Consider the following 23,729-nt stretch of genomic DNA (forward strand, 5'->3'; position numbering starts at 1 on the left):
AAAATAGGACAAGGAGTCCGGGGAGGACTCCTCCGCCCTACTGTGCTCCACTGTGGGCGGAATCTCAGCATTGCCTGCTTTGGGGGGTCTTGTGACTCCTGATCGCCCTGTGACTGATCGTCACAACGGCGTGACTGTCCGCTATGGCATGGTCCATCGGCTTCCGTCGCCGATGAACACCTGGGGGGCAATTCCATCGGTTTGGCCGACGCGGCTGGACAGATGGTGTAGTTGTAGTGCCGAGGACAAGCCGTTCGTCCTATAACCGACTCGACCCGCGTCCGCCATTTCGGGCAACGCGGGTCAAGGTGCAGAATTTAGAGGAAAGAACCGAGAAGGTTCGGTTCTCCCGAGGAGGCCGCTCATGACCGCTCGCACCCCTGATGCCGAGCCGCTGCTGACCCCGGCTGAGGTCGCCACCATGTTCCGTGTGGACCCGAAGACGGTCACGCGGTGGGCGAAGGCCGGGAAGCTTACATCGATCCGCACGCTCGGCGGGCACCGCCGCTACCGCGAGGCGGAGGTCCGTGCTCTGCTGGCGGGCATTCCGCAGCAGCGCAGCGAAGCCTGACAACTGAATAAACCGGGCAAACCGGCTGGTCCCCCACTGGCCGAGGCGTTCGGAAACCTAGCTCCACACGACGCGGGTTCTGCCCCAACGGAGCCCACGCCCGAGCTCTACAGAGCTTTTGAAGCACATCACAGGGTGCGTCGTCGATCGCGCTGGACTCCGCCGGGTCCAGCGCGATCTTTTTTGTGCCCTGTCGTGGCTGGTCCGGCCGGCTCTGTGAGTGGCCTTGTCGGAGTCTGGGGAGGGCTGTCGGATCTCCTGTGTGCTGGCTCGGGGAGATGCCTCAGGCAGGTGCAATTGCACATATTAAATTGAACAGTTGTAGGAACCGGGTAAGAACCGAGGTTTGAAAAACTCACCCGGTGACACCCGTCACATGCCAGAGTCCTTGTCGCCCCTGTCTCCCGTGCGCTATTGAGCGCCGGGCGCTCGTCATGCGGGCGTGGTGCTCTCGTCCTCCACGGCCTCCTGCGGATCCCGGGCGGTCCGTGGGGCCGTGTCCATGGCCAGCCGCAGAAGATGGTGGCAGATCGGGCAGTGGCGCGTCAGATGGCGATAGGAAGAGGCGGCCGCCAGATGTGCACGAAGCAACGCCCGCGTCTCATGCCTGACCGATGCCGCCATACCCCACCTCCACACGACCGCCCGGGAAGCACCCTTGGTCTCTGGGTACCGAGGGATGGACACGCCGTCAAGACGGCGTGAGGGGGCGCCGGGAAGCAGGGCGGGAGCGCAGCGGCCCCGGCTCCAAAGACGCAGGCTCCGTGCGCACGAAGAAGGCCCGCACCTTGACGGGTGCGGGCCTTCATCTTTCTCGCTGCGGTCCTGACGGGATTTGAACCCGCGGCCTCCACCTTGACAGGGTGGCGAGCACTCCAAACTGCTCCACAGGACCTGGTTTCGCGGCACTTGGTGGTGCGTTGTGCTGCGAGAAGAGACTGTACAGGAGGGGCGCCGCCTGGTCGAACTCACTTAGGGTGCGGGGCCGGTTACGGTGCCGCCGCGTCGATCGCCTTCACGATGCGCTTGTCGGAGACGGGGTACGCCGTGCCGAGCGCGTGGGCGAAGTAGCTGACCCGGAGCTCCTCGATCATCCAGCGGATGTCCAGGACGGAGGAAGGCACCGGCCGGCCCTGCGGCATCTGCTCCAGCAGCCACGCGTACTCGTCCCGCATCTCGTGGACCTTCTCCATACGCGTGGTGTCCCGCTGGACGTTCGTCGGCATCTGCTGGAGTCGGCGGTCCGCGGCCACCAGATACCGCATCAGATCCGGCAGCCGCCGCGTCCCCGCCTCCGTCACGAACCCCGGCTTCACGAGGCCGTCCAGCTGCGCCCGTACGTCCGCCAGGTTCGGCAGCAGCGCGGGGCTCCGTACGGCCTTCAGACGGCGCTCACAGGCCTGCCACGCGGCGAGGACCTGCTGCACCTGGTCCACCGTACGGACCGTCGTGTCGACGATCTCGGCGCGGACCTTGTCGTAGAGCTTCCGGTACGACTCCTCGTCCCAGACCGGCCCGCCGAAGTCGCCGATCAGCTTGTCCGCCGCAGCCATTGCGCAGTCGTCGAACAGGGCCTGGATGGAGCCGTGCGGATTGGCGGACAGGGCGAGCTTCTGGGCGTTCGTCAGCTTCTCGGACGCGAACTTCGCCGGGTTCACCGGGATGTTGCGGAGGATCAGCCGCCGCGTGCCCTTCCACATGGCCTGCTGCTGCTCCGCCTCCGTGTCGAAGAGGCGTACGGAGACGGTGTCGCCGTCGTCCACCAGCGCCGGGTACGCCTTCACGGGCTGCCCCGCCCGCCGGGTCTCGAAGACGCGGGTGAGGGAGCCGATCGTCCAGTCGGTCAGGCCCTTGCGTTCCAGGGACTCGCCGCCCTGGCGTTCGGCCGTGGCCGCCGCGGCCTGCGAGAGGGCTTTCCTCGCCTTCGGCTTCAGCTGGAGCTTCAGGGCCTCCAGATCCTTGTCCTCGGCCAGCTTGCGGCGCCGCTCGTCGACGATCCGGAAGGTGATGCGGAGGTGGTCGGGGACCTTGGACCAGTCGAAGTCGTCCGCGGTGAACGGGACGCCCACCATGCGCTTCAGCTCGCGGGCCATGGTGGTGGTGAGGGGCTCCTGGAGCGGGATGGCCGTGTCCAGGAAGCGCTTCGCGAAGTTCGGCGCCGGTACGTAGTTGCGGCGGATCGGCTTCGGGAGGGAGCGGATCAGCTCGGTGACGACTTCCTCCCGCAACCCCGGGATCTGCCAGTCGAAGCCCTCGTCCGTGACCTGGTTCAGGACCTGGAGCGGGACGTGGACGGTCACACCGTCAGCGTCCGCGCCCGGCTCGAACTGGTACGTCACCCGGAACTTCAGGTTCCCCTGCCGCCAGGAGTCCGGATAGTCGGCCTTGGTGACCGCCTCCGCGGACTCCCGGATGAGCATCTCGCGCTCGAAGTCGAGGAAGTCGGGCTGCTCGTGCCGCTTGTGCTTCCACCAGGAGTCGAAGTGGGCGCCGGAGACGACATGTTCGGGGACCCTCTCGTCGTAGAAGTCGAAGAGCGTCTCGTCGTCGACGAGGATGTTCCGGCGCCGGGCGCGGTGCTCCAGCTCCTCGACCTCGCTGAGGAGCTTGCGGTTGTCGGCGAAGAACTTGTGGTGCGTGCGCCAGTCGCCCTCGACGAGCGCGTTGCGGATGAACAGCTCGCGGGACGCCTCCGGGTCGATCCGGCCGTAGTTGACCTTGCGGTCGGCGATGATCGGGACGCCGTAGAGCGTGACCTTCTCGTACGCCATCACCGCGGCCTGGTCCTTCTCCCAGTGCGGTTCGCTGTACGTCCGCTTGAGCAGGTGCTCGGCGAGGGGTTCGACCCACTCGGGCTCGATGCGGGCGTTGACGCGGGCCCAGAGACGGGAGGTCTCCACCAGTTCGGCGGACATCACGAAACGCGGGGGCTTCTTGAAGAGGGCCGAGCCCGGGAAGATCGCGAACTTGGCGCTCCGGGCGCCGAGATATTCGTTCTTGGCTGTGTTTCTCCCGCCCTCCCCCCCGGCGTCCTTCACATCCTTCATGCCGATGTGGGAGAGCAGCCCCGCGAGGAGGGAGACGTGGACCCTCTGCTCGGGCGCGTCCTCCTCGTTCAGATGGATGCCCATCTGCTTCGCGACCGTTCTCAACTGCGTATAGATGTCCTGCCATTCGCGGATGCGCAGGAAGTTCAGGTACTCCTGCTTGCACATCCGGCGGAAGGACGACGAGCCGCGTTCCTTCTGCTGCTCGCGGATGTACCGCCACAGGTTGAGATAGGCGAGGAAGTCGCTGGTCTCGTCCTTGAAGCGGGCGTGCTGCTGGTCGGCCTGCGTCTGCTTGTCGGCCGGGCGCTCGCGCGGGTCCTGGATGGACAGGGCGGCGGCTATGACCATGACCTCGCGGACACAGCCGTTCTTGTCGGCCTCCAGGACCATGCGGGCCAGGCGGGGGTCGACGGGCAGCTGGGCGAGCTTGCGGCCGGTGTCGGTGAGGCGCTTGCGCGAGTCCTTCTGCGTGGGGTCCAACGCGCCCAGTTCCTGGAGGAGTTGGACGCCGTCGCGGATGTTGCGGTGGTCCGGCGGGTCGATGAAGGGGAACTTCTCGATCTCGCCCAGTCCGGCGGCGGTCATCTGCAGGATGACGGACGCGAGGTTCGTACGCAGGATCTCCGCGTCCGTGAATTCCGAGCGGGCCTCGAAGTCGTCCTCGCTGTAGAGGCGGATGCAGATGCCGTCGGACGTACGGCCGCAGCGGCCCTTGCGCTGGTTGGCGCTGGCCTGGGAGATCGGCTCGATGGGGAGCCGCTGCACCTTCGTGCGATGGCTGTACCGGCTGATCCGGGCGAAGCCGGGGTCGATGACGTACTTGATGCCCGGGACGGTGAGGGAGGTCTCGGCGACGTTCGTCGCCAGAACGATCCTGCGGCCGGTGTGCGGCTGGAAGACGCGATGCTGCTCGGCGTGGGACAGCCGGGCGTAGAGGGGGAGTACCTCCGTGAACCGGTAGTTCTTCTTCACGAGCGCGTCCGCGGTGTCGCGGATCTCCCTCTCCCCCGAGAGAAAGACGAGGATGTCGCCCTTGCCTTCCCCCTGAAGCTCCTCGACGGCATCACAGATCGCGGTGATCTGGTCGCGGTCGGAGTCGTCGCCCTCTTCTTCCAGGAGCGGCCGGTAACGCACCTCGACGGGATACGTACGCCCGCTGACCTCGATGATCGGGGCGTCGCCGAAGTGCCGGGAGAAGCGCTCGGGGTCGATGGTGGCCGAGGTGATGACGACCTTGAGATCGGGCCGCTTCGGCAGCAACTGCGCGAGATACCCGAGCAGGAAGTCGATGTTGAGAGACCGCTCGTGGGCCTCGTCGATGATGATCGTGTCGTAGGCGCGCAGCTCGCGGTCGGTCTGGATCTCGGCGAGCAGGATGCCGTCGGTCATCAGCTTGATGAAGGTGGCGTCCGGGTTGACCTGGTCGGTGAACCGCACCTTCCAGCCGACGGCCTCGCCGAGCGGGGTGTCCAGCTCTTCCGCCACCCGCTCGGCGACGGTACGGGCGGCGATCCGCCGGGGCTGCGTGTGCCCGATCATGCCGCGCACGCCCCGGCCGAGCTCCATGCAGATCTTCGGGATCTGCGTGGTCTTCCCGGAGCCGGTCTCACCGGCGACGATCACGACCTGGTGGTCGCGGATGGCGTCGGCGATGTCGTCGCGCTTCTGGCTGACGGGAAGCTGCGGGGGGTAGGTGACGGCGGGTACCCGGGCCCGCCGCTCGCCCATCCGCTGTTCGGCCTTGGCGACCTCGGCCTCGATCTCGGTGAGAACGGCGGCGCGGGCCTCCGTCTTGCGGATCTTGCGGGCACCTTCGAGCCGCCGGCCGAGCCGGTGCGCGTCGCGCAGCGAGAGTTCGGCCAGACGGGGGGCGAGGGCGCCGAGGGCGGGGGAGCCGGGGGCGGGGTGCGTAGACATACGCGGTCCAGGATCTCATCCCGGGGAAATCGATGGCGAACGCTTTTGCCGTCGGCGGACCGGTCACAGAGAGTGGCCCGAGAATGATCAAGGGCCCCGCTCACTGAGCGGGGCCCTTGGGCTGTGGCTGGGGCCGGGGTCGAACCGGCGACCTATCGCTTTTCAGGCGATCGCTCGTACCAACTGAGCTACCCAGCCACGAGATTCCAAAAAGGAACCTCAGCGGTCCTGACGGGATTTGAACCCGCGGCCTCCACCTTGACAGGGTGGCGAGCACTCCAAACTGCTCCACAGGACCATGCGATGCGTACGACAGTGTCGCACACGGTGTTACGTGCCCCCAACGGGATTAGTGCAGCCGCGACACGTCCGCGAAAGTCATCATCCCGTCGTGAGCTGACGCTCACCGCGACTGTCGGACTGCCTCGCCGTCGTCGCCGGACTGGTGATTCCCAGTGACCGGTTGGAGGCTGGCTGGCGGGCCGATGTCGCTGGAAAAGCGTATCAGACCTCGGGGCGTGCTCTGCGCGCGTGCCGGGCGGCCCCACGGCGTCCCTGGACAGGGGGTTCGAAGGTCGAGCGGTCAGTGGATCTGCTGCCTGATCATGCTGCTGTACGCCGTCGAGGCGGCGGGTGGACTGCGATGAGTACCCTCTGGCAGCCGTTGAAGGGCTGCCGGACGGGGCCGGGCGGAGGCCTTGGCCTGGAGGTGTGGGTCCGCCGGGGATGTGCCGTAAGGGTTGCGGCGGTCGCAGCGTATGCCGGTCCGGGTGGAGGCGCACGGTGAGCTGGGTGTCCCGGCGGGCGCGGCGGAACGGCCCGTATCGAGGTCCGTGAGCGCGGTGAGAATGTGCCGGGCAGTCCTGGGCCTGGCGCAGGAGGTTGTCCTGCCGACGGGCCAGGTCGGCGAGTGTGTGCTGCGGTGGCAGGGCGTGCGGCCCGGCGGTCGTTCGTTGGCGTGCGTCGCTACTTCTTCCTGCGCTTGGACGGTTGCGCAGGCTCCGGGGTCGGCGTCCTGGGCGTGGTGCGCAGCATGACTGTGTAGTTGCGGTGCACGAAGAGCTTGTCGATCTCCGGGACGCTGGAGGAGCCCACACCGCAGCAGGCGTAATGGATGGTCAGCGGTGGGGCGTCGTCTTCCTGGTTTTGGCGGGCCGTGGCAAGTGCCTGCACTTTGTCCTGCAGAGTGCCCCCCTCGACCGAGGTCGCGCCCTCGGCCAGATGCCTGGCCTCCAGCGGCATCAGCTTGTAGTTGATGACCTCCTCGCCCGGGCCGAAGGTCTTGGGATAGCCGGGAGGCAGGGGTTTGCGCTTGTTGGTGGGGCCGACCAGTTCGAGGTCGTCCGCCGTCGGCGGAGTACCGGACTCCACGAGCTTGGCCACCTCGTTCTCCAGCCATGCGCCGGGCGGAGCGTAGACGACGAGTTCGATGCCCTCGGGCACGGTGAAGGTGGCCTTGAGCGCGCGGCTGCGCGGGTTGTCGGGATTCCTGGGCAGGCGCTGGTTGTCGCCGAACCGCCCGTGTCCGCTGAGCACGGCCACGTCCTGGTCCTGGGAGGTGTCGTCCGGCATCCGCTGCACGGGCATCGCCCCGCCGGCGAGTATCCGGCAGACTGCGGCGTTGCCGGCGGAGCGCTGAAGCCCCATCAGGGCACTGGTCCCCTGTGCTGCTGCGGATGACGTGAGCGCGGTGGGAGAGGCCGGACGTGGGGTCGCGTGGGGCCGGTGGCCTTCCTGCGCCTCTTCATGCGCGCGCATCAGTCACTCCCCTTCGGTACGAGATCCACACGAGCACGGTGGAGTGGCGATGTTAGGGGGGCGCGCCCGGCGACAGCAGAGCACCACGGGCACACTCGGGGGCAACGCGACCTGCCCCTCGGGCTCCACCAAGCCTGGGGCCGCTTGTGCCGCAGTGGTCGCCGGAGCCGGCGGTCCACCATGCGCCGGAGCAAACGAGCGCAACCCGAGACGGCGGATGAGGAACCGTAAAACCCGCACCTGCCAGACGATCTACGCCCCAGACTGCCGCCTTGCTGAGCAGCCCCGGCGTCAGGCCGGCCGGATCCGGTCCCGTACCTCCGGCCGCGCCTCGAACCCGGCCGCCTTGTACGTGGCGACGCCGCCGACGTTGGAACTCGGCGTGCAGACACGTGCGCTCGACGAGCCCATCTCCCGCAGCGCGGCCGCCCCGGCCACGGTGATCGCCCGACCGTAGCCGCGACCACGGTGGTCCTCGTGGACGCCCATCGGCTCGACCAGCCCCGGCTTCCCCGGGCCGGCCGACCACACCGTCACCACCGCCGCCATGCTGCCCTGGTCGTCATAAGCGCCCAGGCAGCGGGCGTCGGGGTAGAACGGTCCCGCCGACATCGCGTGCCAGTACTCGCGCGTAGGCCGCGCAGTGTTGAACGCCGACCGCAGGACGTCGGCGAAGTCCTGCGCCTGCTCCGGGCCGATCGACTTGATCCGCACGCCCGGGTCCTCCACCGCCTCGGTGAGGTCGCGGAAGAGCGGCGTCCACGGCTCGTCGACGCCCCAGCCCTCCTTGCTCAGCAGGTCGTGGAGCAGCAGGCCCGGCGGCGCCTCGATGGACACCGTTCCTTCCGGCAGCACGCCGCGCTCAGGCAGCGAGAAGTCCTCGACAAGCCGCCGTGCCAAGTCCTCATCCTGGAAAGCGTCCGGAGCGACCGTCATCCGCAGCAGTGTCGGCGAGTCGAGCATCCCGACCGCGAGAATCCGCCCGTCCCGACTCCAGGTCCGGACCACCGCGGCTGTCTCGGCCGTTCCGAACCGGTAGTTCCAGCCGATGTCCCCGGAATGCAACTGCATCGGCGCTTCGTCGTACTGCCACTCCCGCAGCGCGGCCATGGCCTCGCGTACCCCGTCGACGGTCGGCGTACCCAGCGCAATCGTCATAGCCGGGATCAGACACGCCATCCCGAAGGTCCGCAACCGATTAACCGGGCCGACCGCCGCTCCCGCGACGGCCCGACAGAGCTTCTGTCCGCGAGAAATCGCAAAACGTCAACTCCGCTTGACTGTGTCACTGGTTCGGGCGTATCGGGGTGGGCCGTGCTTAGCGGGTGCATCTCCCGAAAAGAATCATTTCGACAACACGCTGCCGAAAGGACCAATACATGCGCTGCGCCACTGTCTTCATGTTCGCCGCCGCCGGTGCGCTGCTCGCGGCAAGCGCCGCCACCGGCACGGCTGCCGCGGCGGAGCAGGGAGATGTGGTGGTGTTCACCACCGAGGCGACGCCGCTGACTGTTTATCGCGATCCGCAAGGGTGCCAGAAGCTTCCGCCCGACGCGCATGTGCTGACGAACCACGCCGATCGTCCGGTCACCGTCCACGCCGACCCGTTCTGTCTGACCCCCGGCCTCGCCGTGGAGCCCGGACACGGCTCGCACGTGGCGCCCGGCAGCGGCAGTTTCTCCGCCTGAGCCCCTCCTGTTTCCGCTCACCCCCACACCCTCAGGAGAACGTACGCACATGGCCACCGATCTCGTCGTCATCGGGCTGGGGCATGTCGGGCTGCCGCTGTCCAGAGCCGCCGTCTCGGCAGGTCTGGCGACCGTGGGGTACGACGTGTCCGGCACGGTGGTGTCGGGACTCGCCGCAGGACGCTCCCATGTCGGCGGCGTCTTGGACGCCGAGGTCGCGGTCATGCTGGACGCGGGCTTTCATGCCACGACCGACCCAGCGGTGCTGGACGGCGCGCAGACCGTGGTGATCTGTGTGCCGACCGGACTCACACCGGAAGGCTTACCCGACCTGTCCGCGGTCGAGGACGCAGCCCGGGTCGTCGCCGCCCGGCTGCGCCCCGGCATGCTCGTCGTCCTGGAGTCCACCAGCTATCCCGGCACCACGGAGGACGTCGTGCGGCCGCTGCTGGAGCACGGCAGCGGGCTGCAGGCGGGCGAGGACTTCCACCTGGCCTATTCGCCGCAGCGCATCGACCCCGGCAACGAGACGTGGACCATCCGCAACACGCCCAAGGTCGTGAGCGGTTGCAGCGCTCTGTGCGCCAAGTACGCCGTCGCGTTCTACTCCCGGTTCGTGGACCACCTCGTCGTGGCTCGCGGTACGCGGGAGGCGGAGATGGCCAAACTCCTGGAAAACACCTACCGGTACGTCAACATGGCCCTGGTCGACGAAGTGGCACTGTTCTGCCACGAGACCGGCATCGACATCTGGGACGTGCTGCACTGCGCCGCATCCAAGCCGTTCGGCTTCGCACCCTTCAGGCCCGGACCCGGCGTCGGCGGACACTGCATTCCCGTCGACCCCCGCTATCTCGCCGCGCGGGCCGAATCCCAGGGCTTCGCCTTCCGCACGCTGGCAGCCGCCCACGAGGTCCTCGGCCGTATGCCGAACCATGTCGTGGACCGGGCGTTGGCCCTGCTCACCGACGTCCGGGGCGGCCCTGAGGGCGCTCGCGCCCTGCTGCTCGGCATCACCTACAAAGCGGATGTGGCCGACGTCCGGGAGACGCCGGCGCACCCCGTGGCGGCAGGACTGCTCGCTGCCGGTGCCGAGGTGTCCTACCACGACCCGTACATAGCCGAGTTCACTGTCGGCGGACGGTCGTTGCCGCGCACCGAAAACCTCCAGGAAGCCATGGCCCAGGCCGATGTGGCGATCCTGTTGCAGGACCACGCCTGTTACGCCAGGGAAGCACTGGGCCAGGCTCGCTGCGCCCTGCTCGACACCCGCGGCAAAGCCGTGGGCAGCCGGGTCACCCTTCTCTGATCCCCGCGCCGGCCTGAGCCGGTGCCTCCTCGCGCCGGCCTGAGCCGGCGTCTCCCCCTGCCGGCCGTCGCCGGCCCCAGAGCCCGCGCAGCGGTACCGCCCTGCGCGGTCGCGGCCCTGCCCAGGTGCCGCGGTCCGTCATCCACCCGACACCACTCGACACCATCGGACACCGTCCGAGACTAGGAGAGACACATGAGCACCGCTGTCGCCAACGACCGTCTGGTGAAGCGCTTCGAGAAGTGGGACACCGACGGCAACGGCGTCCTGGAGGCGAGCGACTTCCAGGGCGAGGCCGCCCGGATCGCCCAGAACCTCGGCAAGAGCGCCGAATCCCCGGAAGCGCAGGAGCTCCACAGCGCGTTCCAGGGGCTGTACCAGCATCTGGCCCAGAAGGCCGGCGTCCCGGCCGGTGGCGCCATCAGCCGGGAGCAGTTCCTCGACGCCACGGGGGAGATGCTGTTCAAGGAGGGTGAGGCGAGCTTCAACCGCGCGCTCTCTCCCGTCGTGAAGGCGCTGATCCGCCTGTGCGACGACAACCACGACGGCGAGATCGACGCCCGTGAGTTCCAGGCCTGGCTGTCCGCCGTCGGCGTGCCGGCCTCCCAGGCCGGGAAGATGTTCCAGAAGGTGGACACGAACGGCGACGGAAGGCTGTCCGAGGACGAACTGCTGCAGGTCGTCCGTGACTTCCACTTCGGTCGCCTGGAGGTCGACCTGCTCGGCTGACCTGCCCGAAGCGGCAGCTGTGACCCGGGTGGGCAACCACCCGGGTTCCACGGCCAGATGCCCTTCAGGCACCGGGCGGCGCGGGAACCGTGCCGTGGTTCCCGGGCCGGCCCTGGACGAAGGTGACGGTGGTCTCCGGCCCGAGGCCAAGGTCCCGGCCGCTGACCGGACGCGCCGCGTGGATCAGGATGTTGTAGTGGTTCGGCAGGTGGCAGGCGTCGAAGCCGAGCACCGTGCCGACGGTCGTGTCCCCGATCCGCACCAGGTCACCCCGGTCGATCACACCACCGCACAACAGCTCGGCGAAGCCCAGGAAACCCACCCGGTCGATCCGGGCGCCCGGGCGCGGGTCCCACTGGTCGGTGGTGACCAGTTCGTGCACCTCGCCCCGGCGCACGCAACGTGCCGCGTGCTCCTCAAGCCGCATGCCGCGGTCCGTGCGGCGGTGCACGAGCACCTTGACCAGTGATCCGCGCACCACACGCTTCGGGCCGTCCTCCGCCGGATTCACCGGTCCGCGTCCGCTGCGGTCGTATCCAACGCGGGCCGGGCGCAGCGGTAGGCCGCCTCCACCAGTTCCAGCGCGGCCAGGCCGCCGTGCGCCCCCGGGCCGGCCGGGGCACCGGTACGGACCAGCGTGGCGAACTCGGTGAGGATCGCCTCGTACTCGTGCCACAGCGATGCCTTGAAGCCGGTGTGTCCGGCCAGCATGTCGGCGTGCAGCACCTCTCCGCCGGCCAGCTCCACCTCGATGTCCTTGCGTTCTCCCGGGTACGACCAGTCCAGCTCGACCGAGGCCGTGGTTCCCGTACGGCCCCGCAGGCGGATCACCGCCTGACGGTCGACGCCGGAGCCGTCGCGGTGGATCTCGCAGCCGGTGACGGCGAGTTCACCGAGCAGGAGCCGCACCAGGTCTAGGGCGTTGGGGCCGTTGTCCGCCACACAGCCGCCGCCGCAGCGGGCCGGGTCCAGGTACCAGTCCTCGCCGCCGAGATGCTCCTCGATGCGCTCCAGATAGCGCACCCGGACGGATCGGATCTCCCGGCCCGTCGTCCGGCGTGCCAGTGCGCGGACGGCTTCGTTGTAGCGGCGGTGGAACGCCGTCATCAGCGGGACTTCGTAGCGCCGCGCCAGATCCACCAGCGCGGACCCCTCGGCCGCGGTCAGGGCGAGGGGCTTCTCGACACAGACGGCGACGCCGGCGGCCAGGGCGTCCCGGCACAGGGGCAGGTGAACGTCGTTGGGCACGGCCACGACGAGGGCGTCCGGTCGTGCCCGGTCCAGCAGCGTGCGGTGGTCGCTGAAGCGTGCCACCGGGCCGGGGAACTGCTCCAGGGTCTGGGCGCGGGCGTCGCACACGGCGGTCAGCCGCCACTCGGGCAGCCGTTCCGCGGCGGCCAGGTAGTAGGGGGAGATGGCGCCGAGACCTACGACGCCGAGCCGCAAGGGTCCGGTCATCGCGGACTCCCGGGACCGCCGAGGAGACCGAGGGCGGTCAGTTCCGCGTGGAGGTGCGGGGGCAGGGGGATGCCGTGGCGGCGGCGCTCGGTGGCGAGTTCCGCCTCCCGCCAGCCCGGATAGCGCACCGGCTCGCCGCCGGGTACCGGTGGGCAGTCGACGAGTGCGCCGAACAGGGACCGGGTCGCGGCGGCCACGTCCGCGCCGGGGCGCAGCACCTCCGGGGCGATGGCGAGGAGGAAGAAGCCGATGCCGTCGTCGCTGCCGTGCGGCCGACCGTCGCCTTCCAGTGCGGCGGGCGCGGGGCCCACGGCCGCGCCGGACACGACGGCGGCCAGCAGTTCCACGGCGATGCCGAGCCCGTAGCCCTTGTGGACGCCGGCCTCGACCGTGCCGCCCAGCCAGCGCAGGAAGGCCTCGCCGCGGTCGAAGGCCGCCGGGTCGGTCACCGGGGCGCCCGCCGCGTCCTCCAGCCAGCCGGCGGGCACCGGGGTGCCGCGGCGGGCGGCGACGCGGACCCGCCCGGTGGGCGCGACGGTGGTGCTCATGTCCAGCAGGAACGGGTGTCCGTCGAGGGCCGGCGCGGCGACACTCAGCGGGTTGGTGCCGAGCATCGCCACCACGCCGCCCGGGGGCCGTGCGATGCGCTGGCCGCCGCAGTTGCTCGCGACCACGCCGATCATCCCGGCGTGCGCGGCGCGCACGGCGTGGAAGCCGGCGCACCCGAAGTGGGTCGCCCCGCGCACCGACACCAGCCCGACCCCGTGCCGGCCGGCCCGTGCCACGGCGTCGTCCATGGCCTCGGCCGCGCCCCATAGGCCCAGGGCGCGTCGAGCGTCGACGACCGCGCAGGCGCCCAGGTCGGTGAGGGCCTCTGGTTCGGCGCGGGGGTCGCAACGGCCGGACTCCAGCAACGGCAGGTAGAGCCGGGTGAGGTTGAACACGCCGTGCGAGTCGAGCCCGGTCAGGTCGCCGTGACACAGCGCGTCCGCGGCGAGCCGTGCCCGCGCGTCAGGGATGCCGTGACCGGTGAAGAGGCCGGTGAGCGAGGCATGCAGCTCAGCGTGGTCGACGAGGACGGTTGTGCGCTCGGCCGCCGCTCGCGGGGCGGTGGGTGCCGTCATACGGGATTCCTTACGGGGCGGTCCAGTTGTCTTCGTACGTCGTTCGGTTGGGGGTGTGGTGCGCTACGGAGGTCGCTGCGCCGGCACCGCTTCGGCGAAGAACGTGACGAGTCGGCGGACCACGTCGGCGAACTCCGCCAGGTCGGCGAGGTCGACGAACTCACCGGGCGCATGGGCGCGGTTGGCGGCGAGACAGCCGGGTCCGAGGACGGTGGTGAAGGCGTCGTCCAGACCGGCCGCCCAGATGGCGTCGCACGTGAAGCCGGGGTCGCCGGCCGCCGGCCGGGCTCCCGCGCGGGCCAGGAGTTCCTCGGCCCACGGGTCGGCGTCGTCCAGCGCGGGCAGGCTGTGCTTGTCCCAGCCGAGCCGGGTGATCCGTGCCGCGTCCCGCGCCGTGCGGGCGAACTCCCGGGTACCGGCGAAGCGTTCGGTGAAGTGGCGCAGGCCGTCGGCGACGTGCCGGGTGACCTCGGTCCTCAGCCGGTCGCCGTCGGCGGTGCGGCGGTACGACAGGTTCATCAGCAGCGTGCCGGCGCCGTGGACGCGGTTGTGCGTACGGCCGGTGTGCAGTCCGGCGACGCACACCCGCGTACCGGGTACGGCCCCGTCGAGGCGGGCGGCGAGGTGCTGGGACAGGAATCCCAGCAGCACGGTGGCGTTGTGTCCGGCGTCCGGATGGTCGTCCACCGCGTCCTCGCCTGCGACGGTGATCCGCGCGGTCATCGCGGCGGTGGCCCGGGGCAGCGCGCGCAGTCCGGTCGGCTCGCAGAACACGTTGAGGCGGCCGTGGTGCCCGGCCTCCAGCAGCGGGCGGGTGCCGTAGGTGCCCAGGGCGCCGCCCTCCTCCCCGGCGACGGCCTGGAGCAGCACGGTGACGTCCCGTCCGACGGCGGGGTGGGACGCGGCGGCCCGCAGCCCGGCGAGCAGGGCCACGGCGGGTCCCTTGGCGTCGACCGCGCCACGGCCGGTGAACCGCGCGCCGTCGAAGGCGGGTGGGGTGTACCCGGCGACGGTGTCCAGGTGGACGTTGAACATCACGGTGTGCGCAGGGGGACGCTCGGGTCCCAGCCGCAGCAGCAGACTGGGCTGGTCCGCGAGGAAACGCGGATCGCGGGCGGCGGCGCGGACCGTGGACGGCACACCCGGGCGGTCCAGGCAGGCGGCGGGTGGACTGGCAAGACGCACGGTGCGGAATCCCGCCTCGGCGGCGGTTGTCGCGTACCGCTGGAGGATCTCGGGCATCCGGGACGGCGGATCGTCCGGGCCGGCCTCCAGGGGGTTGACGCTCGGCAGGCGCAGCAGGTCCAGGAGCAATTCCCGGTGCCGGCCGGTGAACAGGCCGCTCACACCGGGCCGTCCAGCGGGCCGGTGACCGGCTGTCCGGCGTCCAGCAGCCCGGCGAGCGCCTGTCCGGCCCGGACGAACAGGTCGGCGGCGTCCTCACCGGCCCGGGCCGGCCCCTCGTGGGGGCGAACCGCGAGATGGGGTTCGAGGGACAGTGCTCCGGTGTAGCCGTGGGCGGCCAGCAACTCCAGGCATTCCACCACCCCGGCCGCACCCTCGCCGGGCAGGGTGTAGGCGGTGCCGCCGTCCGGGGTGCGGACGGCGTCCTTGATGTGGACGTGGACGACGTACGGGGTGAGGTCGCGGAGCATGTCCGGGGCGCGGTAGCCGTACGGGACGCCGTTGCCGGTGTCGAACAGCAGCCGCAGGGCGGGGCTGTCCACGGCGCGCAGCAGTCGTAGCGCGCGGTCGGCCCGGTCACCGGCCCAGCCCGCGCAGTTCTCGTGCATCAGCACCAGGCCCGCACGCTCGGCGCGGTCCGCCAGGACGGCCGTGCGGGTCAGGACGCGGTCGGCCCACTCGGTCTCCGTCAGACCGTCGTTGGGGTACGACATGATCCGCACCAGACGGCAGCCGAGGGTGGCGCAGCGCTCGGCCAGGACGTCGAGTTCCGCCAGGTCCTGGCCGAGGTCGCCGGTGATGGGTCGGGACCAGTTGCCGATCCGGGAGGCGACGGCGGTCACGGTGACACCTTGGTCCGCGAGCCGCCGGGCCAGCGTGCCGAAGGCGGCCGCGGAGAGGTCGGCGAGAGCTGTGCCGTCGACCGTGCGCAGTTCGATGGTGTGCCAGCCGAGCCTTCGCAGCGCTGCCAGTTGCCCGTCGATGCCGGGTGCCGCCTCGTCGCCGATGCCGGTGAGCGGCCCGAACCCCCGGACGCCGGATCCGGCGGCGCAGTGCCGAGACATGTCAGCGGCTCCCGGCGCCGGCGCGCGGTGTGACGGCGCAGTGTTCCCGGGCCGCGCACAGCAGCCGGGCGGTCGCGCAGGCGAGCGGGAAGTTCCCGACGCCTCCGGCGCCGGAGGAGAAGCCGCGGTAGGCGACGTCCAGGAAGTCGGTCAGGGCGTCGTCCCGGAAGACGTGGTGTCCGATCCCGGGCACTCCGTCCGCGTCGAGGACTCCGGACGACGGGGCAGCCGTACCGCGGTCGAAGGAGTCGACGACCAACTGCGCGTGGTCGTCGTCCTCGCTGAGTGGAAAGTGGGCCGTGGCCGTCCCGCCGTCGAACTCGCAGACGACGCTGCGCTGCCGGACCGGTGCGCCGAGGTCGGAGCGCAGCAGCGTCACCACGCCCGAACGGTGCTCCAGTTCGACGTGCGCGCCGCCGAGGCGGGGCAGTCCGCGGTCTTCGCAGCGCAGGTCCCAGCAGCGCGCGGCCCGGAGTTCGGCCGGTCCGGCCAGATCGAGCGCGAGCGCCAGGGAGTGGGGGATCTCCACGTCCAGGGCGGACGGATGCCCGTCGGTCGCCAGGGACCGCAGGAAGCGGGGCTTGTGCTGGTCGACGGTGATACGGCGCAGGGAGCCGAGCCGTCCGCCGCTCACCAGCCGGCGTAACCGGCCGGCGAGCCGGGAGGTGATCCAGTGGGCGACGGTCACGAGATCGAGCCCGGCCTCCTGACGGAGCCGGATCAGGGCGTCGAGTTCGTCCAGGGACGCGGCGAGGGGTTTCTCCACGATCATTCGGCGGAAGCCGTGTCCGGCCAGCTCCGCGAGGAGGTCGTGGCGCAGCCGGGGCGGTGTGCACACGTGGACCACCGCGGTGGCGGGGTCCACGTACCGCAGGGCCTGTTCCAGCGTGGTGACGGCCGTGACGTCGCCTGGCGTGCCCAGGAGCCGCAGACTGTCGGCGCGCGGGTCGCAGCCGACCGCGGGCAGGGCGACGAGCGGATCTCCCGTGGCCGCGGTCCGCCGGGCCAGACTGCCGAGCGTGTTCAGGTGCAGTCCTGATCCGGACCGGCCGAGCCCGACCACGAGGGGCTGCAGCACAGGGCCTCCTGAGAGGGGACGGGAAGGAAACGGGCGGGTGCAATTCGCTGCGCCGCACAACTCCGGTGGGCCGCACCACTGTTGAGGCACTGTGCGGAAATGGTCAAGACGTCCGGAACGTCATTCCCCAGAACGTGTGAAGATGATCCTTTCCTTTCTCCGTCGACCGGAAGTCCGATTAGCGTGGACATTCCACTGACACGACGGAGACAGGTGAGAGATTGCCTTCGGCCGATCGAATTCCCTTCTTCTCACAGGCCGCGACTTTCGAACGACTGTGGCCATCCATCGAAAAGGCTTTGGATGGCGTTTTCCACAGCGGCAAGTTCTCCCACGGAAAACAGGTCGGGCAGCTCGAGGCGGCGCTCGCGGACTACACCGGCGCCCGGCATGTGATCGGCGTCAACAGCGGCACGGACGCGCTGATGTTGCTGCTGCGCGCCTGCGGACTGCGCCCAGGCGACGGTGTCCTGGTGCCGGCGTACTCGTTCTTCGCCACCGCCTCGGCCGTCGTACTGGCAGGCGGGACACCGCAGTTCGTCGACATCGATCCGAAGACGTACGCGATCGACCCCGCGGCGCTGAAGGCGGCCGTCACTCCGCGGAGCCGGTTCGTGATGCCGGTGCATCTGTTCCACACGATGGCGGACATGGCGGCCGTCACCGCCGTCGCCCGGCAGCACGGCCTGACAGTCGTCGAGGACAGCGCCGAGGCGATCGGCATGCGCCGAAGCGGAGTGCACGCCGGCCTGCACGGGGTCGGCGGCGTCCTGTCCTTCTTCCCCTCCAAGACACTCGGCGCGCTCGGCGACGCGGGAGCCGTGCTCACCGACGACCCGGAGGTGGCGGCCACCGTCGCGGCGCTGCGCCACCACGGCAGGACGGGCCGCACGCTGAACAACTTCCCGGCCATCTCCACCGAAAGCGCTCTGCCCGGCGCGAACAGCAAGATGGACGACATCCAGGCGGCCGTCCTGCTCGCCAAGCTGTCCCTCCTCGAGGAGCACATCGCGCGCCGGGCCGAACTGGCGGACGCGTACACCGCCCGTCTGCGGGACGCGCCGGGGATCATCCGCCTGCCGCGGACCACCGCCGGAACACCGGACGACCGCGACGTGCACTACGTCTACCTGATCGAGACCGAGCACCGGGACGCCCTCGTCGACCACCTCGGCCGGCACGGCATCGGCACCGAGGTCTACTACCCGGTACCGCTGCCCCACCAGCCCGCGCTGGCGCACCTGGGCGACCGACAGGGCGAGTTCCCCCACGCCGAAGCGGCGGCCCGGCACGCCGTCGCCCTGCCCTTCCACCCCGATCTCGGAGCCGACGACCTGGACCGCGTCTGCGACACCATCCGCTCCTTCCTCGCCGGAACGAGGACGACCGCATGACCGCATCGCTCCCTCCCGCCGTCCCGTTCTTCCCTCCCGCCCTCTTCGAAGCCGACCGCTCCGCACTGATCGGGCTGGTTCGCGAGGTGGGCCTCGACCCGGAGCAGCGGTTCATCCTGGGCAGGCGCACCGCCGCCTTCGAGGACCTGCTGCGCGAGGACCTGGGGGCCGCCGACGTGGTCGCCTGCTCCAGCGGCACCTCGGCGCTCTCGCTGGTGCTGCGGGCCATGGACGTGGGTCCCGGTGACGAGGTGATCGTGCCGGCGTTCGGCTGCGCGCCCCTCGCCGCCTCGGTGGTCGGTGTCGGGGCCACGCCGGTCTTCGCCGACATCCGGCCGGACACCATGACCATGGACCCGGACGAGGCGGAGCGGCTCGTCACCGAACGGACCAAGGTGGTGATGCCGGCCCACATGTTCTCCGTCATGGCCGACATGCCACGCTTCGCCGAACTGGCCCGGCGGCACGGACTGCGCCTGCTGGAGGACTCGGCGGTCGCCCAGGGCGGCGTACTGCGGGGCGTCCCGGCCGGGCTGTGGGGCGACGCGGGGCTCTACTCCTTCGTGCAGGTCAAGACCTGCGGCATGCCCGGAGAGGGCGGCGTGGTCGTCACCCGGGACCCGGCACTGGGCGAGAAAGTGCGGACGCTGCGCAACCACGGCCAGTACGCCGGTCGCCGGTTCGTCCACCACGCCGTCGGACTCAACAGCCGCTTCGACGAGATCCAGGCCGCCTTCCAGACGTACCGCTACCCCGGCTTCCCGGCGCGGCTGGGGCGGCGGGCGGAGATCGCCGCGTACTACACCGAACGCTTCACGCCGCTGGCCGGCCACGGTGTGGCACCGCCGCCGCCCGGCCCGGACGGCCGGTGCTTCTACGTGTACACGGTCCTCGCCGAGGACCGGGACGCTCTCGGCGCCCACCTGGCCGAGTGGGGCGTGGCCACGCACGTCTACTATCCGCAGCCCCTGCCCGCCCACCGTGCCTTCGCCCCCTACGCCTCGCCCGGTGCCCGCTGGCCGCGCGCCGAACAGGCCGCCCGCCGCCATCTCGCCCTTCCGGTGCACCACCTGCTGACCGACACACAGGTCGAGCACGTCGCCGACCTCGTGTGCGCCTTCGCCACCGAGCGCAGCTGACCCGCGCCCGCCCGCCTCCAACACCGTCGACCCGCGACCGCCCGCCTCGCCCATCCCGCTGCCCGGGCGAGCGGCACCCCCCTTCGGACGCCGACACCCCAAGAGGTCACCCATGACGGAAAGCATCGCGGCCGGCCGTCCCGCCGCGACCGCCCACGGCCACAGCCGGCTGCGCGCGTACGCGCGGCTCGGCAAGCTGGACGTGTACGACTACTACCTCGGCATCTTCCTCGCCCTGACCGCCGCGCTGTTCCCGGCCGGCGCCTTCACCGCCCGGCAGGCACTGGTGCTGGCGGTGTTCCTGGCCGGCGAAGTCGCGGTCCTCATGGCGATGGTCGCCCTGGACGACGTCACCGGGTTCCGGGACGGCAGCGACCTCGCCAACTACGGCCCCGACAACCCGCTGCGCAGCAAGGCACGCAAACCCCTGGTCGCCGGGGCACTCACGGTGCCCCAGGCGCTGCGCTTCGCCTGGGCCTGCGCGGCGGCCGGGGCGGTGCTGTGGGCTGGCGCCGCCGCGCTCGCGCCGCACCACCCGCTGTGGGCGCTGGTGACCGCGGGCGCGCTGTTCGCGGTGTCGCTGCAGTACTCGTACGGCCTGAAGATCAGTTACCACGGTTTCCAGGAGGTGTTCCTGGTCGTCCTCGGCGCCGTGCTGGTGATCGTTCCGTACGGCCTGGTGACGGGGGGCTTCTCCGGTTTCCTGATGGTGCAGGCGGTGCTGTTCGGGTTCGGGCCGCTGATGTTCGGCGTCTACTCCAACACCAACGACGTGGCCGGCGACCGGGCCGTGGGCCGTCCGACCGTGGCCGCCCTGGTCTCCGAGCGGGGCAACGCCCTCTTCATCGGAGCCCTGTCGGTCGCCGAGTTCCTCATCGGCGCGGTCGCCTCGGCCACCGGGGTGGCCCCCTGGTGGTTCGTGCTGTTGATGCTGCCGGCGACCGCGCTGCGGGCCCGTCAGTACCTGACCGGGTTCGTCCGCGGCGACATCATGACCGCCCGCCGGACGGGCTTCGCGGTGCACCGGCTGAGCGTGGTGCTGATGACCGTGGCCAACGTCGTCGTCGGAACGGGAGCCGCCGTATGAAGCCCGATCTCGACGTCGCCGTCGTCGGCGCGGGCATCGCAGGTCTGACCGCCGCGCACGAACTGCGCCGCGCCGGGCTGGCCGTCCGGGTGTACGAGCAACTGCCGGACGTCGGCGGCCGGATGCGCAGCATCCGCCAGGAGGGCTGGACGGTGGACACGGGCGCCGAGCAGGTCCCTTCCCGTGGTTACCGCGCGACCTGGGAGCTGCTGCGCCGGCTGCGCGTCGCCCCCGCGGACGTGCCCCGGGTCGGCGGCGGGGTGGCCGTCTGGCGCGGCGGACGCGCCCACCTGGGCGTCGGCGAGAGCACGGCCGTGGTCACCGGAGCGGGCCTGTCCCCCCGGGCGCGGCTCGACCTGGCCGCCTTCTCCGCCTGGACCGGCCGCCGCCGCGCCGGATTCGACGGCGACCGTCCCGAGCACAGCCCGCTGGGCGCAGCCACCGTGCGGGAGGTGGCCGCCCGCTACCACCGCGACCTGCACGACTACCTCTTCCAGCCGGTCGCCGGCTGCTTCTTCGGCTGGGACACCGCCCGGTCGACGGCCGCTCCCATGGTCAGCCTGCTGCTGGAGGCCGGTTCCACCGCCGCATGGCGCACCTACCGCGACGGCATGGACTTCCTGGCCCGCCGCCTGGCCACCGGCACCGAGGTCGTCACCCACCGGGCCGTACGCGAGGTCACCGACGCGGGCGGGCACGCCGTACTGCGGTTCGACGACGGGCAGGTCACCGCGCGGGCCGCCGTGCTCGCCGTACCGGCACCCGTCGCGGCGGCCCTCCGCCCGGACGCCCCCGCCGACGAGCAGCCCTTCCTCACCTCCTGCACCTTCACGCCCATGCTGAAGGTCAGCTGCCTGCTGGACCGCCCCCTCGCACCGGTCGCCCGGCGGCCGGTGCACATCCTGCTCACCCCGGCCGCCGAGGAGGACGTACTCTCCGGCGTCGTCGTCGACCACGCCAAGGACCCCGGCCGGGCCCCCGCAGGCCGGGGCCTGGTCACCCTCGTGGCCGCTCCAGGCCGAGTCCGCGCGCTGCTGGACGCCCCTCCCGACGAGACCGCCGACCTCCTCGTCCGCGCGGCGGAACGCTATGTCCCGGGTATCGCCGGCGCTTGCCGCCATCGTCTCGTGCACGCCTTCCGCCACGGCCTGCCGGAAGCCACACCCCAGGCCCTGCGCGAACGCGCCGGCTTCCTGTCCCGGCCGGCGCGCGCCGTGGAGTACGCCGGCGACTGGCTCATGCTGCGGCCCGCCTCCGAAGGAGCCGTGCGGGCGGGCGCGCTGGCAGCTTCCCGCGTCCTCAGCAGGCTCGGACGGAACACCCCGGCCGACCCCGACCGATCGGAGGAGACCGTTGCGACCGCATGACATGGGCACCCTGTTCGACGAGGCGGCGGCAGGCGGCGCCCGGACCGTGGTCCACCTGGACCGACCCTTCGACATCGCCCCGCACTCCGGCACCCGGTGGACCGTCACCGAACTCGCCGGCCTGGTCCGCGCCACCGCGGCCCGCCTCGCCGACGCAGGTGTCGGGCCCGGGGACCGCGTGGCGATCGTGAAGGACAACCACTGGGACTACGACCTGCTCGCCTGCGCCGCGGTCCGCCTCGGCGCCGTACCCGCGCTGCTGTCCGCCCGCCTCGACACCGCGAACCTCGTCACCCTGCTGGAGCGGCTGCGGCCCGCCGCGTTGGTCACCACCGCTGCGGTGCTGGCCCGTTGCCGGGACACCGCTGCCGGCGAACCGGCCCCGTTCGTCGTCACCGTCGACTCCGCCGCGCCCGGCGCGGTCCACCTGGCCGCGCTGGACGCGTCCCGCTCCTGCGCACCGGTGCGGCGCCACGACGACGAACCCCTCGTCGTCCACCACACCTCGGGGACGACCGGCGTGCCCAAGCTGGTGGTCCACTCCACGCGGACACTCGTGCACAAGCTGGCCCGCTTCGAAGCGGTGCGCTATCCGGGCATCGGCATCCGCCCGGACGATGTCCTGGCCAACGCCAGCGCGTACGGACATGGACGCACCTTCTGCTGGACGGCCGTCGTCGTGTCGCTCGCGCCCACCGGGATCGTGATCCTCACCGGCGACGACCCGGAGGCCGCCGACCCGTTGCTACGGGCCCACCCGCCGACTGTCGTCGAGGCCCTGCCCGCCTCCTACATCCGGCTGCGGCCGCTCACCACCCGGCTGGACAACCCCTTCCGGCGCGTCCGCCTCTACATCAGCACCTACGACGCCGTGCACCCGCCGGCCCTGCGCGCGTACCTGACCGCCAGCCGCCGCGCCCGCCCGCTGTGGATGCAGGGCTGGGGCCAGACCGAGACCGGACCGCTGACCTTCCGCTTCCACACGCGGCGCTCCGAGCTCGCCCCGGACGCGGAGACCACGGCGCGCCGGCTCGGCCGTCCCGTGCCGGGCCGGACCCGGTTGCGCGCGGTGGACCCGGACACGCTGCGCCCGGTGCCGCGCGGCCGTCCGGGCCTGCTCCTCGTCCGCACCCCCGCCCTCGCCCTGGGCTACGTCGGCGAAGAGGACCGCTGGGACGCCAAACGCGTCGGCGACTGGTGGTCCACAGGCGACATGGGCGTCCACCACCGTGACGGCAGCGTCAGCATCCTGGACCGCGCCGCCGACACCCTGCCCGGTATGAGCTGCCTGCGGACCGAGGACGTACTGGAGCAGCGACTGCCGCAGGCCCTGGAATGCGTGATCCTCGGCGCGCCGGACGGTGATCCGCTGCCCGTCGTGGTCACCGCCGACGGCCGACTGGACCCGGATGCCTGGAAGCAGGCCACGCATGGACTGCCCGCGCTGCGCGACCCGACCGTCCTCACCTGGGACGAGGTGCCCCGCACCGGCACCGGCAAGGTCCGCCGCGCGGCCCTGGCCCGGCAGCTCACCGGCGCCGCACCTGCCGGCACCGGCCGGTGGACGTGACCGGGGCGCCGTTCGACGCTGCCGACAGGTCCGGGCCGTTCGACGGCGCCGGGCTGCCGGGGGCGCTGTTCGGCGGCGGCTGTCGGGCCGCTTCGATGACAGGTCTCGGCGGAGCGGCCGACTCCCGCTCCGGCCGGCTCCCGCTCCGACCGGCTCCCGCTCCGACCGGCTCCCGCCCCGATCGGCGTCCGCCCACCGGCGTTCGCCCACCGGGCGCATGCCGACGGTGTCGAACCCGCCG

19 protein-coding genes and 3 tRNA genes are annotated in these 23,729 nt (G+C 71.1%); 9 read left to right on the plus strand and 13 right to left on the minus strand.

Annotated features, from left to right (window positions below; all coding sequences use genetic code 11):
• Positions 1-364 precede the first annotated feature (364 nt).
• On the plus strand, positions 365-571 hold the full coding sequence (gene bldC, locus OG828_RS26240; RefSeq protein WP_003949541.1) for a developmental transcriptional regulator BldC: 207 nt from the start codon (positions 365-367) through the stop codon (positions 569-571).
• A gap of 432 nt (positions 572-1,003) precedes the next feature.
• Here the strand turns inward: bldC and OG828_RS26245 are convergent, their stop codons facing one another.
• From OG828_RS26245 to OG828_RS26275, 7 genes are all read right to left on the minus strand, one after another.
• Positions 1,004-1,195, minus strand: coding sequence for a DUF6274 family protein (locus OG828_RS26245; protein ID WP_246886582.1), 192 nt, complete (start codon positions 1,193-1,195; stop codon positions 1,004-1,006).
• A gap of 196 nt (positions 1,196-1,391) precedes the next feature.
• Positions 1,392-1,466 (minus strand) — tRNA-Asp (locus tag OG828_RS26250).
• A gap of 94 nt (positions 1,467-1,560) precedes the next feature.
• The gene (gene hrpA, locus OG828_RS26255; protein ID WP_328502495.1) at positions 1,561-5,538 is read right to left on the minus strand and encodes an ATP-dependent RNA helicase HrpA; all 3,978 of its coding nucleotides are present in this window, start codon (positions 5,536-5,538) and stop codon (positions 1,561-1,563) included.
• A 124-nt stretch (positions 5,539-5,662) separates the two neighbouring features.
• Positions 5,663-5,736, minus strand: a tRNA-Phe gene (locus OG828_RS26260).
• Between the two features lie 25 nt (positions 5,737-5,761).
• A tRNA-Asp gene (locus tag OG828_RS26265) sits at positions 5,762-5,836 on the minus strand.
• 668 nt (positions 5,837-6,504) lie between these two features.
• The gene (locus OG828_RS26270; protein ID WP_328502496.1) at positions 6,505-7,185 is read right to left on the minus strand and encodes a putative adhesin; all 681 of its coding nucleotides are present in this window, start codon (positions 7,183-7,185) and stop codon (positions 6,505-6,507) included.
• A gap of 402 nt (positions 7,186-7,587) precedes the next feature.
• Entirely contained in the window at positions 7,588-8,454 is an 867-nt protein-coding gene (locus OG828_RS26275; protein ID WP_328502497.1) for a GNAT family N-acetyltransferase, read from the minus strand.
• 221 nt (positions 8,455-8,675) lie between these two features.
• Here OG828_RS26275 and OG828_RS26280 point away from each other — a divergent pair, with 221 nt between their 5' ends.
• The 3 genes from OG828_RS26280 to OG828_RS26290 all read left to right on the plus strand — a co-directional run bounded on the left by OG828_RS26280 (position 8,676) and on the right by OG828_RS26290 (position 11,022).
• Positions 8,676-8,984 (plus strand): hypothetical protein, encoded by a 309-nt coding sequence (locus OG828_RS26280; RefSeq protein WP_328502498.1) that lies wholly within the window; start codon positions 8,676-8,678, stop codon positions 8,982-8,984.
• A gap of 49 nt (positions 8,985-9,033) precedes the next feature.
• Complete coding sequence (locus tag OG828_RS26285) at positions 9,034-10,293, plus strand: nucleotide sugar dehydrogenase (RefSeq protein WP_328439877.1); 1,260 nt, start codon at positions 9,034-9,036, stop codon at positions 10,291-10,293.
• 195 nt (positions 10,294-10,488) lie between these two features.
• The gene (locus OG828_RS26290) at positions 10,489-11,022 is read left to right on the plus strand and encodes an EF-hand domain-containing protein (RefSeq protein ID WP_328361778.1); all 534 of its coding nucleotides are present in this window, start codon (positions 10,489-10,491) and stop codon (positions 11,020-11,022) included.
• A 64-nt stretch (positions 11,023-11,086) separates the two neighbouring features.
• Here OG828_RS26290 and OG828_RS26295 read toward each other — a convergent pair whose 3' ends face one another.
• The 6 genes from OG828_RS26295 to OG828_RS26320 form a co-directional block, all read right to left on the minus strand.
• Positions 11,087-11,533 carry a DUF6917 domain-containing protein gene (locus OG828_RS26295; protein ID WP_328361780.1) on the minus strand — a complete coding sequence of 149 codons (447 nt, stop codon included), beginning with the start codon at positions 11,531-11,533 and terminating at the stop codon, positions 11,087-11,089.
• Positions 11,530-12,480, minus strand: a complete 951-nt coding sequence (locus tag OG828_RS26300; protein ID WP_328361783.1) for a Gfo/Idh/MocA family protein — start codon at positions 12,478-12,480, stop codon at positions 11,530-11,532. The genes OG828_RS26295 and OG828_RS26300 overlap by 4 nt, the downstream gene beginning before the upstream one ends.
• Complete coding sequence (locus OG828_RS26305; protein ID WP_328502499.1) at positions 12,477-13,604, minus strand: Ldh family oxidoreductase; 1,128 nt, start codon at positions 13,602-13,604, stop codon at positions 12,477-12,479. Before OG828_RS26305 ends, OG828_RS26300 begins: the two co-directional genes overlap by 4 nt.
• 63 nt (positions 13,605-13,667) lie before the next feature.
• A complete protein-coding gene (locus tag OG828_RS26310) occupies positions 13,668-14,951 on the minus strand; it encodes a M20/M25/M40 family metallo-hydrolase (RefSeq protein WP_328502500.1) in 1,284 nt (427 codons plus the stop codon).
• Positions 14,948-15,853, minus strand: coding sequence for a sugar phosphate isomerase/epimerase family protein (locus tag OG828_RS26315; RefSeq protein WP_328502501.1), 906 nt, complete (start codon positions 15,851-15,853; stop codon positions 14,948-14,950). The genes OG828_RS26310 and OG828_RS26315 overlap by 4 nt, the downstream gene beginning before the upstream one ends.
• Position 15,854: 1 nt before the next feature.
• Entirely contained in the window at positions 15,855-16,931 is a 1,077-nt protein-coding gene (locus OG828_RS26320) for a Gfo/Idh/MocA family protein (RefSeq protein ID WP_328439882.1), read from the minus strand.
• A 299-nt stretch (positions 16,932-17,230) separates the two neighbouring features.
• Between OG828_RS26320 and OG828_RS26325 the strand changes: the two genes are divergently transcribed.
• The 5 genes from OG828_RS26325 to OG828_RS26345 all read left to right on the plus strand — a co-directional run bounded on the left by OG828_RS26325 (position 17,231) and on the right by OG828_RS26345 (position 23,488).
• Positions 17,231-18,325: a DegT/DnrJ/EryC1/StrS family aminotransferase gene (locus OG828_RS26325; protein ID WP_328439883.1), complete on the plus strand. Its 1,095-nt coding sequence runs from the start codon at positions 17,231-17,233 to the stop codon at positions 18,323-18,325.
• On the plus strand, positions 18,322-19,464 hold the full coding sequence (locus OG828_RS26330; protein WP_328439884.1) for a DegT/DnrJ/EryC1/StrS family aminotransferase: 1,143 nt from the start codon (positions 18,322-18,324) through the stop codon (positions 19,462-19,464). The genes OG828_RS26325 and OG828_RS26330 overlap by 4 nt, the downstream gene beginning before the upstream one ends.
• 112 nt (positions 19,465-19,576) lie before the next feature.
• Positions 19,577-20,551, plus strand: coding sequence for a UbiA family prenyltransferase (locus tag OG828_RS26335; protein ID WP_328502502.1), 975 nt, complete (start codon positions 19,577-19,579; stop codon positions 20,549-20,551).
• Positions 20,548-21,918 carry an FAD-dependent oxidoreductase gene (locus OG828_RS26340; protein WP_328502503.1) on the plus strand — a complete coding sequence of 457 codons (1,371 nt, stop codon included), beginning with the start codon at positions 20,548-20,550 and terminating at the stop codon, positions 21,916-21,918. Before OG828_RS26335 ends, OG828_RS26340 begins: the two co-directional genes overlap by 4 nt.
• Before the next feature lies 1 nt (position 21,919).
• Entirely contained in the window at positions 21,920-23,488 is a 1,569-nt protein-coding gene (locus tag OG828_RS26345) for a class I adenylate-forming enzyme family protein (RefSeq protein ID WP_443060289.1), read from the plus strand.
• Positions 23,489-23,729 lie beyond the last annotated feature (241 nt).

The sequence above is a fragment of the Streptomyces sp. NBC_00457 genome, from assembly GCF_036014015.1.
In the GTDB taxonomy this organism is placed as follows: Bacteria; Actinomycetota; Actinomycetes; order Streptomycetales; family Streptomycetaceae; genus Streptomyces.